Raw genomic sequence first — 12,257 nt, 5'->3', positions numbered from 1 at the left:
CCAGCGGGTACGTGTGCGGTGGAGCGCGGCGCGCGCGGCGCCGCACAGGCCAATGCCCGGCGGGGGCTCAGGTGTCCATCTGTATGGCGGCGCCGCGCGCCGAGGCAACCGCTGGCGAACGGTGTCCGAGCCCCTCACGCAGCCATCCGGCTGCCTGATGTCAGGCAGCCGGATGACGTCATCTCATGCGTCGGCGGCCGGCTTGAGCACGTCGAGGCACCACTGGCGGAAGGTGGTGGGTGTGCTCCACTCGGGGGTGCGGGCGACGCCGTTGTCCAGGCCCTCGTTCTTGGCCACGGCCATGTCCAGCCTGCCCTGTGCGATGCCCTCGGAGACGCCGGTCCGCAGCATGTTCTCCTTGAAGGCCTCGCCGGGAACCTGCTGGTAGCGGACGGGACGGCCGAGCACGTCGGCGATGACGGCGGCCATCTCGTTGTGGGTGAGGTCCTCGGGGCCGAGGACTGGCACCTCCTGGAAGCCGGTCCACGTGTCGTCGCGCAGCAGGCGGGCGGCCACCGCGGCGATGTCCCTGGTGGCCACGGTGGGCGCGGACAGGTCCGGCACGGCGGGCCCGTACAGGACTCCCTGCCGGGTGATCGGGGTGAGCTGCCACAGCACGTTGTCCATGAAGGACGGCATGGTCAAGGCCCGGTACGCCACGCCTGTCGCGGCGATCAGGTCGTCCATCGCGAGCGTCGCGGTCACGTGCCCGGCCCGCCCGGCCACCGGCGTGCCACGGCCCAGCGCCGAGATGCCGACCACGCGCGGCACGGCGGCCAGCGCTTCGAGCACCGGGCGGGTGAAGCCGGAGTAGGCCTCGTCCAGGCTTGTCGACCGCGGGTCGGCCGGCACCAGCCAGAAGACGGCAGTGGCGCCGGCGAACGCCTCGGCCATGACGGTCGGATCGCCGTGCGAACCTCGAACGATCTCGACCCGCTCGGCGACGCCCGGCGCCAGCCGCGCGGGGTCACGGGCCACCACCCGCACGGGCGCGCCGACCTCGAGTAGATCCTGGACCAGCTGGCCGCCGATGTGGCCGGTCGGAGCGGTTACCACAATCATGGCTTTCATCCCTGTTCGGTGGGGTAACTGACGACTCCAGTCAACGCGGATCGGCGGCAGAGCGGAAAGACCATCTTCCTCTGGATTGATACCGTGGCGGTATGAGTGATCTGGAGACGCGGCAGCTCCGCTACTTCGTGGCGGTCGCCGAGGAGCGGCACTTCGGCCGGGCCGCCGAGCGGCTCGGCATGGCCCAGCCGCCGCTGTCGCGCGCCATCCGTGATCTGGAGCGGCAGCTCGGCGTGCAGCTTCTGATCCGTACCACGCGGCAGGTGGCACTGACCCCGGCCGGCGAGACCCTGCTGGCCGACGCCAAGGTGGCACTGGACGCGATCGGCGCCGCCCAACGCCGGGCCCGCCGGGCCGGGCAGGAGACGCCGGCCCTACGGCTGGCGCTCAAGGCCGACTACGACGGCGGCCTGCTGCCGTTGATCCTTGAGGCGTACGACGTCATGCCTGTCGAGCTGCTGCTCGGCGGGCGCGGCGAGCAGGTGCCGGCGCTGCGCGACGGGCGTGCCGACGTGGCGCTGATACCGGCGCTCGGCGACGAGGACGGGCTGGACAGCGAGCTGTTGCTGACCGGGCCGAGCATGGTCGCGCTACCGGCTGCCGACCCGCTTGCCGCGCGGACAACCATCCGACTGGCCGACCTGGCCGGCCGGCGGCTCCCCGACGGGTCACCGGCCGAACGGGCCCGCATGGTGGGCAACCAGCGGCCGCTGGACCTCGCGCAGATCTTCAATCTGGTCGAGGTGGGCACCGCCGTGTGGTTCCTGCCGGAGTGGGTGGCTCGACGGTACGCCCGGCCGGGTACCGCCTTCCGCCCGGTGCCGGAGCTCGAACCGGTGACGCTGAAGGTGGCCTGGCCCTCCGAGTCGCGCTCGCCCGCGGTGGCGGCCTTCGTACGCGTGGCCCGGCAGATCGCCGAGGCACCCGAGAAGCACCTGCTCCGCAGCTGAGGCGCGCCGCCCGACGCCAACCCTCCTCGCTGTGGCGTGTCCGGGACTCCACAGGCGAGTGGGAGTGGCCCCCATCTGAAGTACTTGACATGCCAGAATCCGGAATGACGATTCGCCGCGCCGTACCCGACATCACGACCACCGACCCTGTCGCGAGCAGCGGCTTCTACCAGCTTCTGGGCTTCCGTGAGCAGATGAACCTGGGCTGGGTGGTCAACCTCGTCTCACCGTCCGACCCCACCGCCCAGATCATCCTCATCACCAAAGATGCGGCTGCCTCCGTGAACCCGGACCTCAGCGTGGAGGTCGATGACGTCGACGCCGCCTACGAGGCGGTACGCGCGACGGGCGCAGAGATCGTGCACCCCATTACCGACGAGCAGTGGGGCGTCCGGCGCTTCTTCGTCCGCGACCCGGACGGCAAGGTGGTGAACGTCGTCAGCCATCGCTGACCGGCAGAAGGGCCGACGGCCTACCGTCCAGCAAGCCCCTCGTCGCTTCTGGAGTGGATGCTTCGCCACGCCGATCACTGTTGGTCGCGGCTACGCGGGGAACAGTCTCCAGTGCCCCTCGGAAACGACCTCGACGGTGCCGTCGATCACCTTGATGGCCGTCTGGTCGTCGATCGCGTACGCCGGACCGGCGATCTCGGCCGCCCACTTCTCGGCACAAGCCATGGTGTTGTCCGGCTCGAGACCCAGGTGCGGGAAGATCGAGAAGTCGACGACGCCGAGCGTGTGGTCGTCGGGCGCGGACTGCCACTCGACGAAGTCCGCACCGATCCGGGGGGTCAGCACCATGCTCCCGGCACTCAACCCCACCCAGACGGTGTCCCGCAGAGACGGTAGGAGATCCGCCAGCCCGGACTGCCGCATCCAGTGGCACAGGTACGTCGTATCGCCACCGGCCACGAGCATGACGTCAGCCTCCCGGACCCAGGGGACCCACCTCTCCTCGCCGATGCTGGGCAGCGCTGTCAACTCGAGGACGCCAAGCGACTTCCAGCCCAGGTCGCACATGGGCAGGGGTGTCTGCCCGGTGATGAAGCGCCAGGCCGAGGCTGGCCCGCCCATCGGGTGTGCAGCCGTAGGGATGCAGAGGGCGTTGGAGTCGGCGATCGGCTTGCCCAGCAGGTCGACAAGCGCATCGCGAATGCTCGGGTTCATGACGCCCGCGGACGTGAGAAGAAGTTTCACGCTTACTCCCGTACGTAGCGGTAATGACGCTCCCCCGAGAGTGGAGAGATCCGGTGCAGGGGAGCACAGACTGGACACCCTAGCGAAACAGAGGATGCGCAGGTCGCCGCTTCGCCGGGCCGGACCGTCCCGGCGTGCGGTGCAGGCGGGGCGTCGGTGATGCTGTGGCCGTGGAGTACGTGTCCAGAGTGTCGCGACCGCCGCCGGACGGGGCTGATCAGCCACACGAGCGGGGTCATCGAAGCGACAGGCGGCGCGGTGGCGATCGGCGACCTGAGCGTGGCAGCCGGTGTCAGCAACACCCATCTGGCGCAGCGGTTCAAGGAGATCATCGGCGTCACGCCGAAGTGGCTGGCCCGCACCTGGCGCTTCGCCGCCGCCGTGTCGACGATCGACCCGGCCGGACCCATCGACCGGGGCGATCTCGCCTGTGGCGCGGGCTACTTCGACCAGGCCCACTTCGGCCACGAGTTCCGGGCGTTCACCGGGCTCACGCCGACCCGGTACCTCGACGTCCGACGGCGGTTCCTGCGCGAACATCCCGGCAACGCGCTGGACGGCTGGCCGCTGCCGTTGGATTGATTTCCTACAAGAGTGGCAGCTCACGACACGCTAATTTGTGGGCATCCCGACGCAGAGGAGAGCCTTGTGGGCACGGTGGTCTTGTACAGCTCGGTGTCGGTGGACGGCTTCGTGGCAGACGAACATGACCAGCCCGGGCCGCTGTTCGACTGGTTGTCCAGCGGCGACGTCCCGTTGGACTCCAGCGGCGCGCTGAAGGTGTCGCAGAGGTCCTTCGACTACATCCGGCCGTACTGGGACCAGATCGGGGTGACAGTCGTGGGCCGCCACGTCTTCGACCTGACGGAGGGCTGGGACGGGAAGCCTCCGAGCGGAATCGACCACGTGGTCGTCGTGACGCACCGGCCGGCGCCCGAGGGCTGGGACCCCGAGGCGCCGTTCCACTTCGTCGACGGCGTCGAGGCGGCAGTGGCCACGGCGCAGGACCTCGCGGGTGACCGCGTGGTCGAGGTCGCCGCCGGCGACGTCGGAGGCCAGGTGCTCGCCGCGGGCCTGGTCGACGAGGTACGCATGGACGTCGTACCCGTCGTGTTCGGGTCCGGCAAGCGCTACTTCGGGTCGGTCGACGCGCAGCACCTGTTGGAGGATCCGGACGTGGTGATCCAGGGCAACCGGGTGCTCCACCTGCGCTACCGGGTACGCCGCTGACCCTCATGGTGCCTTCGGAGCCGCTGGCGGGCACCGCGAACGGCATCGGCTTCCCACCAGGCGGCCGGGCGCGGTTCCGGGTCAATCCTCCGGCGCGATCAGTCTGTCGTCGGTGGCGTCGCGGACCGTGATCGCCTCCACCGGGCACGAGTCGGCGGCGTCGAGGATGACGTCGTCCGGGGCGACGACGTCGGCCAGCGGCGCGGACAGGCCGTCGACCAGGCGGAAGTGTTCGGGCGCGGTACCGGCGCAGATGCTCGTGCCGATGCAGCGACGCGAGTCCACCCCGATCCGCCACGCGGCACTCACCAGGCCACCGGCATGCTGAGAAGGCCCCGCACCAACATGCCGCGCTTCCACCGCAGCTCGGCTTCCGGTACGGCGAGCCGCAGTCCGGGCAGGCGGGTCACGATGGTGGCGACGGCGACCTGCAACTCCATGCGGGCCAGCTGCGCGCCGACGCAGTGGTGTACGCCGTGCCCGAAGCCCAGGTGCGGGTTCTGCTCGCGGTCGAAATCCAGCCGGTCCGGGTCGGCGAAGACGGCACCGTCCCGATTCGCCGACGACAGGGAGCCGAGAACCGGCTCACCTGCCCGGACCAGCACCCCGCCGACCTCGACGTCCTCCTTGGCGTACCTGGCGAAGGACGAGCCGACGCCGAGCGGCACGTACCGCAGCAGTTCCTCGACCGCGGCCGGCACCAGCGACGGCTCGGCCCGCAGCCGAGCCAGCTGGTCCGGGTTGTGCAGCAGGACGTAGACGAAGTTGGGGATCTGGGTCACCGTGGTCTCGTGGCCGGCCGCGAGCAGCCCTCCAGCCAGCTCCACCAGCTCGGTCTCGCTGAGCCGGTCCTGATTCTCGTCGCGGGCCCGCACCAACGCGCCGAGCAGGTCGTCGATCCCCGGCTCGCGGCGGCGCTCGGCGACCAGATCACCGATGTAGCCCCAGAGATTGTTCAGGTACTCCTGGATGGTCTCCAGGGGCAGGGAGGTGGTCGAGACGATCGCCTCGGACCAGATGTGGAAACGGTCGCGGTCGGCGTACGGGACCCCGAGCAGCTCGCAGATCACCTGGATCGGCAGCGGCGTGGCGACGTGCTCCACCAGGTCGGCCGGAGGACCGAGCCGGACCATGTCGTCGACCAGTGCGTCGGCGATCTCCTGGGTTCGCGGGCGCAGCGCCTCTACCCGACGTGCCGTGAACGCCTTCGCCACCAGCCGGCGCAGCCGCGTGTGATCGGGCGGATCCATGGTCAGCATGCCGCTGTACTGCTGGCGCGGGGTGAGCCTGGGCTCGTCGCGCTGGACGGCCGGGGCGCGGCCGAACCGCACGTCGCCGAGGACCGTACGGACGTCGTCGTACCGGGTGGCGAGCCACGCCTCCTCGCCGTAGGGGAGCTTCACCCGGGTCATCGGCTCGTTCTCGCGCAGGTCGCCATAGGTCGGATCGACGACGAGGCGGTCGGGCACACTGAACGGGTACGGCCGCGCGGGCGGAACTGTTCGACTCTCGGTGGTCTGCGGGCTCTCCGTCATCCGGGTTCCCTTCGTCGAGACGGCGTGATCCTCGAGGCCGGCACCATGTGGCGGGGCGGGGCCGGATTGGCAGCGTCCAGGGCTCGTAGGCAGCGCACATCAACGCTCAGTGATGTTTCGATATCGGATCGTAGCGACCGACGTCGATGATCGCCATGGCGACCGGTCCGCGTCCGTACGCGACAGCGTTCTCGTGGCGAACCGCGTCCACTCCGGCGCTCGTCGAGCACGCCAGTGCGGCCTGTCTGGCGGGTCCACCCCGCCTACCCTGCACCGGCCCGGCGTCACCGTCGGCCGTCACGCCCGAGCCCTGCGCCGTGCGCCAACGCCTGAGGTCTGTGGCGAGGACCTATCGGCGGCCCTGCGCCTCGCGGTCCCGGTGGTGAGCATCGACGCCGTACCGGGCAACCATGGTTCGAACGGCCTCTTCCACAACCGTGGTTGTGCGCTCAGGGCTCACCGTCCAGTCCGGGAGCAGAAGGCTCGGCCAGAACAGATAGTTGGAGATCATCCCGAGGAACTGCGTGGCGGCCAGCTCCGGGTCGGCGATATCCGCCACTCCCGCGTCGCGCTCGGCCAGGAGGTAGATCCGGACAGACTCGAAGTACGGCAGTTTGCCCTGCGAGAAATGCGCTTTGGCCAGTTCGGGAAAGCGTGGCAGTTCGGCGATGACGATGCGGAACAGGTCCCTCATCTCCGGCTGGCTCACCAGGGTCGCGTACCGCCGTCCCAGAACCGTCAGGCCGGCCGTCAGGTCGCCGGCGGGCGGCACATCGGCGATGTCGTTCTCGGCCCAGGAGTCGATGACGATGGCGTCGAACAACGCCGCCTTTGTCGGAAACTGCTTGAACAGCGTTGCCTTTGACACGCCAGCACTGTCGGCAACACGCGCCAGTGACGCCCGGTCGTAGCCCAACTCGAGGAAGAGCTCAGTAGCGGCCTGCACGATGAGCGCGCGCTTCTCCTCCGCCACGCGCTGGTGATAAGCCGACGGCGTTGGGGTCATGCGCCCATCATAGCGAGGTGAGTGGGTTGACTCACCACTCCCCGCGGCGTAGCTTCGGTGTGGTGAGTCGCGCGACTCACCACCCAGTTCCACGGGTTGCCGCCCCTCGTACGTACGTGGAGGATCAGATGTCCCGCTTCGCCAATCAGACAGTTCTCGTGACTGGCGGCACCGGTGGGCAGGGAGCCAGCCACGTTCGCGCCCTGCACGCCGAAGGCGCCAACGTCGTCATCGGCGACATCGATGCCGAGCGCGGCGCCGACCTCGCCGCCGAACTGGGAGACCTGGCGCGTTTCGTCCGCCTCGACGTCTCTCAGGAGGAGTCGTGGGCCGCCGCCGTCGCGGAGACGGAGAAGGCCTTCGGTGCGCTCACCGTCCTGGTCAACAACGCCGGGGTGCAGAACCCGCCGGCCCTCATCGAGGCCACCGGACGGGCTACGTGGGATCGCATCCTCGACATCAATCTCACCGGCACCTTCCTCGGCATCAAGGCGGCCGCACCGGCGCTTCGTCGCGCGGGGGGAGGAGCAATCGTCAACATCGCCTCCACCATGGGCATGGGCGGTACCGCCTTCTACGCGCCCTATGTGGCGAGCAAGTGGGCGGTCCGAGGGCTCACGCAGACCGCTGCCCTTGAGTTGGGCCGCGACAACATCCGCGTCAACGCCATCCACCCCGGCGTTGTCGCCACCCCGTTCATCACCGAGCCGGCGGCCGGCAGCGCCGCCCCGATCGCCGACTTCTACTCGCCCGAACCGTTCGCCGTCCCGCGACTGGGGCAGCCCGCGGACATCACTGCGCTGCTGTTGTTCCTCATCTCACCGCACGCGGCCTTCGTCACCGGCGCCGAGTATGTCATCGACGGCGGACTGCTCCTCGGCCCCGCTCTACAGAAGGAGACCGCATGAACTTCGCAGACCAGCGTGGTGAGAGCGGCGCACCCGATCCACTTGCGCACCTGCCGCAAGAGGTCAGGCGCGCCATCGAGATCACACCCGCGGCCGGAACCCGCGAACGAATCGTGGACATCACCACCACCGGCCGGCGCACGGGACGACCCCGCCGTATCGAAATCTTCTTCTATCGCGCCAACGGCGCGACCTATCTGTGCAGCGGAGCGGGCGGAGGCGCGACCGGCTGGTACGCGAACCTACGAGCGAACCCCGCTTTCACCTTCCACCTCAAGAACGGCGTCAGAGCAGACCTGCCGGCGCACGCGACAACGGTCACCGATCCCACCGAACGGACCTCAGTCATCGCGGCCATCGTCGATGACCTCAACCAGCCCCACGACCCTGGCACCATCAGGCCGACCCGATTGGAGGACTGGGCCGCGAGCAGGCTGATGCGAATCGACTTCGACTGAGCCGCCCCGCATGCTGCGAGACCGCACTGTCATCGGAACGAACGGAACAGATGCTGGAGCCACCGCATGGCACGAAATCGACCTGGTGTTCAGAAAGCCACCTCTCGGACCCGGGAAGCGTCTCTTAGCACCGATCATAAATCGTCCGCCACGTCGTCAGTCCTGGTAGCTCTCTCGCAACACTGGAAGGATTGACGACCATGACCGACGTTAGACCGCTGGGCGCCAACGAGGCCACGTTCATCGCGGCGGTCCGCTCGGGCGACACGGCGCGGTTCGCACGAATCACGGAGCGGCACCGGCGTGAGTTGCAGGTGCACTGCTACCGGATACTCGCGAACTACGAGGACGCCCAGGACATGACGCAGGAGACGTTCCTGCGGGCGTGGAACAAGCGGGAGTCGTTCAAGGGCCACGCGGCCCTGCGGACCTGGCTGTACCGGATCGCCACGAACGCCTGCCTCGACTTCCTCGCGAAGCGCAACGACCGCACACCCGTGACTGCCGAGCGGCCGGGCGTGGGCTCGGAAGTGCGATACCTGCAGCCCTACCCGGACCGGATGCTCCCGGAGGACCCGCAGGAATCGGCGGTGGCGCGGGAGACGGTCGAGCTGGCGTTCATCGTCGCCGTCCAGCACCTGCCGCCGCGGCAGCGGGCGGTGTTCATCCTGCGCGACGTCCAGGGCTGGCCGGCGTCGAAGGCCGCCGAAGCCCTCGAGCTGACCGTCGCATCGGTGACCAGCGCCCTGCAGCGTGCGCGCGTGACGATGCGCGAGCAGCTGCCCGACCGCCGCCTCGACTGGCGGAGCCCCGCCACGCACGAGCTGTCGAACGACGAGCGCGCCGTGGTGAGGTCATATATCGAGGCCCATGAGCGCAACGACCTCGACGGGCTGATGTCCCTGCTCCGCGACGACCTGCGCTTCGCGATGCTTCCCGAGGCGGGCACCTCGGTCATCACGGCCAAGGACGCGGTGGACGGCTGGGTCGCCAATGGGCTTTTCCAGCCCGGCTACGACGACTGGCGCGGTGTCACGACGACGGTCAACCGCACGCCTGCCGCCGTGCTGTACCTCCGCACCCCCGACGACCCGGAGCACCGGCTGTTCGCCATCGCGGTCCTGCGCATCGTCGACGGGAAGATCGCCGAGCTCACCGGATTCGACGCCAGCGACAAACCATGGCTGGACCTGCCCCAGACCCTGTGATCACACAGGTCCCCTCGTCCACAAGACGAAGGCCACCGCCCCGCCGGCGTTGCCGGCGGGGCGCCGTCACTCCCGAAGAACATCGTCACCATCGACGACGCCGTCGTTCCTCGTAAGGATTCCGATCTGGCCTCACGAATCGAGCAGCTGACGCGTGCTCATCACCTCGTCTCGTATCGGGTCAGCACGACACCGCCGGGAAATGCCCGCGTCTCCAGAAGGTTCAGGTGCACCCAGCTGTCCAGCGCGGTGAAGAACGGCGTGCCACCGCCCACCAGAACCGGGTAGGTGACCAGCATGTACTCGTCGATCAGCCCGGCCCGCATGGCCGCCCCGGCGAGCGTCGCGCCGACGATGTCCATCGGGCCGCCGTCCTCGGCCTTGAGACGAGTGATCTCGGCGACCGCGTCGCCGGTGACCAGGCGGGTGTTCCAGTCGACCGTGCTGATCGTCGAGGAGAACACCACCTTAGGCATGTCCCGCCAGCGGCGGGCGAACTCGATCTCCGCCTGCGTGGCGCCGGGCTGCTCGTCGGCGGTCGGCCAGTGGGAACTCATCGCCTCCCACAGCTTGCGCCCATACAGCGCCAGGTCCGTCGCCCCCACCCGGTCGGACCACCACTGGAACAGTTCGTCGCCCGACGACGAGTCCGGCCCGTCACCCCCACTCCAGCCAAGGTGGCCGCCGGGCGCGGCGATGTAGCCGTCCAGGGTCACATTCATGCCAAAGGTCAGTTTCCGCGTCATGCCAGCCTCCCGTAGGTCGATCTCACAGGTACAGACGGGCGCGGCGCGGGAACCTAATCGGAGTCCCGCATTCACGGCTGTGGGCCCGACGCGGGCAATGGCGGCTCACACTGCTGCTCCCCCCGATCCCGGGCGCGGCCGTGGCGTCGTCCGGGCCTCTGCCCATTCGGGCGGCTGCCGAGTGACTCCTTGCGATGGAATCATGATCGGGTGACGCCCTTCCACATCGATGTGCCCGAAGCCGTCCTGGACGACCTGCGGGCTCGGCTTTCGCGGACAAGACTCGCGCCGGCCGCCCCAGGAGAGCCGTGGGCCGCCGGCACCGACCCTGGGTACCTGGCAGGTCTGGTCCGGTACTGGCTCGATGGATTCGACTGGCGTGCGGTCGAGCGTGCCCTCAATCGGTACCCTCAGTTCGTCACCACGATCCGAGGCACGCCAGTGCACTTCGTTCATGTCCGCTCGGCATCGCCCGACGCCACGGCGCTGGCCCTGACCCATGGCTGGCCCAGCACGTACACGGAGATGCTGCCCCTGGTCTCCCGGCTCGCAGACTTCGACCTCGTCATACCGAGCCTGCCGGGCTTTGTCTTCTCCGGACCACTCGCCGAGGGCCCGACGACCGAGGCGGCTGTCGCGGACGTGTGGGCTGAGCTGATGACCCGTCTGGGCTACGACCGCTTCGGCGCCTACGGTGGCGATATCGGGTCCGGCGTGTCGACGTGGCTCGGCGCCCGCCACGCAGATCGGGTCATCGGGGTCTTCTCGCAGCACATCAAGTTCCCGCCAGCGGACCGCAGGGGCGACCTCAGCCCAGCCGAGGAGGCGTTCATCGCCATGCTCGACGCGAAGGCCCAAGATGACTGGGGCTACGGAATCCTCCAGGAAACACGGCCCGACACCCTTGCGGCCGCGCTGAGCGACTCGCCGTCCGGACTGGCCGCATGGATCATCGAGAAGTACCAGCGCTGGAGCGACTGTGGCGGCGACATCTCCCGCCGGTTCGGCTTCGACGAACTGCTGACCACCGTGATGCTGTACTGGGTCACCAACTGCATCGGCACGTCCTTCCGGCCCTACCGTGACGACCGTCTGGCCCCACATCTGCCAATGGTCGCCGTGCCCGCCGGTATCACGGTCAGCGTGGAGGACGCCGGCCTGCCCCGGTCGTTCGCCGAACGCACCTACGCCAACCTCACCCACTGGCACGAGCCCAGGGTCGGCGGCCACTTCTTCGCCCAGGAGGAGCCCGACCTGCTCGCTGCCGACCTGCGCGCCTTCTTCAGCGCGCTGCGGTGATCCCGGAACTCGACCGGCGGCAGTTCCGCGCGGGTGGCGGACCGGTCGCGCGTACCCGGTCGAACTCGCGTTGCTCGTCCGATGCCTGATCGGCAGCGTCCACAGCGCCGAAGACCGCCCGCTAGCCGTCAGTCATCCGGTCGGCGAACTGCTCGCGGACGCAGGTCGCCTGGCCGTCATCAGGTACGCGCGACCGAGTGTTCCGCCCGCTGACGTGCCGCAGCGATCTCGGCGTGGTGGACGACCGCCCAGTCGGCCAACGCGGAGAGCGGTTCTAGAAGGCTGACGCCGAGCGGCGTCAGCCGGTACTCGACGCTCGGCGGCAACGTCGGAAACACTTCACGTTCGACGAGGCCGTCACTCTCCAGCGTCCGCAAGGTTCGGGTGAGCATGCGCGGGCTGATGCCCTCCACGGCCCGATGCAACTCGTTGAACCGGTACGGATGTCGGCCGAGCATCGTGACCAGCAACAGGGTCCATTTGTCGCTCACCCGGCGCAGCACGTCGGTGACCGGACAACGCTCGTACTCGCCGACCGGAACGGGCATCGGCAGGCGATGGTCGTGCAGTGAGGCACTCACACCGATGTTACTTATGGACATGAAGATGCCTTCTTTCGCCTCCGTCGGCGGGCTGCCCAGAATGAGCAC

15 protein-coding genes are annotated in these 12,257 nt (G+C 68.9%); 8 read left to right on the top strand and 7 right to left on the bottom strand.

The genetic code is table 11. From position 1 onward, the window contains the following. Nucleotides 1-183: 183 nt before the first annotated feature. Nucleotides 184-1,062, bottom strand: coding sequence for an NmrA family NAD(P)-binding protein (locus ACZ6N8_RS29530; protein WP_466014139.1), 879 nt, complete (start codon nt 1,060-1,062; stop codon nt 184-186). Nucleotides 1,063-1,163: 101 nt separating this feature from the next. Here ACZ6N8_RS29530 and ACZ6N8_RS29525 point away from each other — a divergent pair, with 101 nt between their 5' ends. Then, complete coding sequence (locus tag ACZ6N8_RS29525; protein ID WP_466014137.1) at nt 1,164-2,021, top strand: LysR family transcriptional regulator; 858 nt, start codon at nt 1,164-1,166, stop codon at nt 2,019-2,021. 104 nt (nt 2,022-2,125) lie between these two features. Continuing rightward, nucleotides 2,126-2,473 (top strand): VOC family protein, encoded by a 348-nt coding sequence (locus ACZ6N8_RS29520; RefSeq protein ID WP_466014135.1) that lies wholly within the window; start codon nt 2,126-2,128, stop codon nt 2,471-2,473. Nucleotides 2,474-2,563: 90 nt separating this feature from the next. Here the strand turns inward: ACZ6N8_RS29520 and ACZ6N8_RS29515 are convergent, their stop codons facing one another. Beyond that, the gene (locus ACZ6N8_RS29515) at nt 2,564-3,217 is read right to left on the bottom strand and encodes a Type 1 glutamine amidotransferase-like domain-containing protein (protein ID WP_466014133.1); all 654 of its coding nucleotides are present in this window, start codon (nt 3,215-3,217) and stop codon (nt 2,564-2,566) included. Nucleotides 3,218-3,475: 258 nt separating this feature from the next. On the opposite strand from ACZ6N8_RS29515, the gene ACZ6N8_RS29510 reads away from it, so the two are divergent. Both ACZ6N8_RS29510 and ACZ6N8_RS29505 read left to right on the top strand, forming a co-directional pair. Then, nucleotides 3,476-3,799, top strand: coding sequence for a helix-turn-helix domain-containing protein (locus tag ACZ6N8_RS29510; RefSeq protein ID WP_466014131.1), 324 nt, complete (start codon nt 3,476-3,478; stop codon nt 3,797-3,799). Nucleotides 3,800-3,865: 66 nt separating this feature from the next. Beyond that, nucleotides 3,866-4,447, top strand: coding sequence for a dihydrofolate reductase family protein (locus ACZ6N8_RS29505; protein ID WP_466014129.1), 582 nt, complete (start codon nt 3,866-3,868; stop codon nt 4,445-4,447). 81 nt (nt 4,448-4,528) lie between these two features. Here ACZ6N8_RS29505 and ACZ6N8_RS29500 read toward each other — a convergent pair whose 3' ends face one another. The 3 genes from ACZ6N8_RS29500 to ACZ6N8_RS29490 form a co-directional block, all read right to left on the bottom strand. After that, nucleotides 4,529-4,756, bottom strand: a complete 228-nt coding sequence (locus ACZ6N8_RS29500) for a ferredoxin (protein WP_466014127.1) — start codon at nt 4,754-4,756, stop codon at nt 4,529-4,531. Next, nucleotides 4,753-5,982, bottom strand: a complete 1,230-nt coding sequence (locus ACZ6N8_RS29495; RefSeq protein WP_466014125.1) for a cytochrome P450 — start codon at nt 5,980-5,982, stop codon at nt 4,753-4,755. Before ACZ6N8_RS29495 ends, ACZ6N8_RS29500 begins: the two co-directional genes overlap by 4 nt. Before the next feature lie 349 nt (nt 5,983-6,331). Beyond that, nucleotides 6,332-6,988 carry a TetR/AcrR family transcriptional regulator gene (locus ACZ6N8_RS29490; protein WP_466014123.1) on the bottom strand — a complete coding sequence of 219 codons (657 nt, stop codon included), beginning with the start codon at nt 6,986-6,988 and terminating at the stop codon, nt 6,332-6,334. Nucleotides 6,989-7,116: 128 nt separating this feature from the next. Here ACZ6N8_RS29490 and ACZ6N8_RS29485 point away from each other — a divergent pair, with 128 nt between their 5' ends. From ACZ6N8_RS29485 to ACZ6N8_RS29475, 3 genes are all read left to right on the top strand, one after another. Beyond that, nucleotides 7,117-7,896, top strand: a complete 780-nt coding sequence (locus ACZ6N8_RS29485; protein ID WP_466014121.1) for an SDR family NAD(P)-dependent oxidoreductase — start codon at nt 7,117-7,119, stop codon at nt 7,894-7,896. Further along, nucleotides 7,893-8,354 carry a nitroreductase/quinone reductase family protein gene (locus ACZ6N8_RS29480; RefSeq protein ID WP_466014119.1) on the top strand — a complete coding sequence of 154 codons (462 nt, stop codon included), beginning with the start codon at nt 7,893-7,895 and terminating at the stop codon, nt 8,352-8,354. Before ACZ6N8_RS29485 ends, ACZ6N8_RS29480 begins: the two co-directional genes overlap by 4 nt. A gap of 200 nt (nt 8,355-8,554) precedes the next feature. Beyond that, nucleotides 8,555-9,562 (top strand): RNA polymerase subunit sigma-70, encoded by a 1,008-nt coding sequence (locus tag ACZ6N8_RS29475; protein ID WP_466014117.1) that lies wholly within the window; start codon nt 8,555-8,557, stop codon nt 9,560-9,562. 161 nt (nt 9,563-9,723) lie between these two features. On the opposite strand, the gene ACZ6N8_RS29470 is transcribed toward ACZ6N8_RS29475, so the two are convergent. Beyond that, a complete protein-coding gene (locus ACZ6N8_RS29470) occupies nt 9,724-10,308 on the bottom strand; it encodes a dihydrofolate reductase family protein (RefSeq protein WP_466014115.1) in 585 nt (194 codons plus the stop codon). 210 nt (nt 10,309-10,518) lie between these two features. Between ACZ6N8_RS29470 and ACZ6N8_RS29465 the strand changes: the two genes are divergently transcribed. After that, nucleotides 10,519-11,607 (top strand): epoxide hydrolase family protein, encoded by a 1,089-nt coding sequence (locus ACZ6N8_RS29465; RefSeq protein ID WP_357986520.1) that lies wholly within the window; start codon nt 10,519-10,521, stop codon nt 11,605-11,607. Between the two features lie 179 nt (nt 11,608-11,786). On the opposite strand, the gene ACZ6N8_RS29460 is transcribed toward ACZ6N8_RS29465, so the two are convergent. Beyond that, nucleotides 11,787-12,257, bottom strand: a complete 471-nt coding sequence (locus tag ACZ6N8_RS29460; protein ID WP_466014112.1) for a winged helix-turn-helix transcriptional regulator — start codon at nt 12,255-12,257, stop codon at nt 11,787-11,789.

This window comes from Micromonospora sp. NPDC047521, assembly GCF_055587305.1.
The sequence above is the reverse complement of the archived record's forward strand: the minus strand, read 5'-3'. Positions and strand labels throughout refer to the sequence as shown.

Excerpts from the sequence above, each read along its gene's own strand:
- ACZ6N8_RS29480 (WP_466014119.1), top strand. The coding sequence starts at position 7,893 with ATGAACTTCGCAGACCAGCGTGGTGAGAGCGGCGCACCCGATCCACTT.
- ACZ6N8_RS29520 (WP_466014135.1), top strand. The coding sequence starts at position 2,126 with ATGACGATTCGCCGCGCCGTACCCGACATCACGACCACCGACCCTGTC.
- ACZ6N8_RS29495 (WP_466014125.1), bottom strand. The coding sequence starts at position 5,982 with ATGACGGAGAGCCCGCAGACCACCGAGAGTCGAACAGTTCCGCCCGCG.
- ACZ6N8_RS29530 (WP_466014139.1), bottom strand. The coding sequence starts at position 1,062 with ATGATTGTGGTAACCGCTCCGACCGGCCACATCGGCGGCCAGCTGGTC.
- ACZ6N8_RS29525 (WP_466014137.1), top strand. The coding sequence starts at position 1,164 with ATGAGTGATCTGGAGACGCGGCAGCTCCGCTACTTCGTGGCGGTCGCC.
- ACZ6N8_RS29485 (WP_466014121.1), top strand. The coding sequence starts at position 7,117 with ATGTCCCGCTTCGCCAATCAGACAGTTCTCGTGACTGGCGGCACCGGT.
- ACZ6N8_RS29470 (WP_466014115.1), bottom strand. The coding sequence starts at position 10,308 with ATGACGCGGAAACTGACCTTTGGCATGAATGTGACCCTGGACGGCTAC.
- ACZ6N8_RS29475 (WP_466014117.1), top strand. The coding sequence starts at position 8,555 with ATGACCGACGTTAGACCGCTGGGCGCCAACGAGGCCACGTTCATCGCG.
- ACZ6N8_RS29490 (WP_466014123.1), bottom strand. The coding sequence starts at position 6,988 with ATGACCCCAACGCCGTCGGCTTATCACCAGCGCGTGGCGGAGGAGAAG.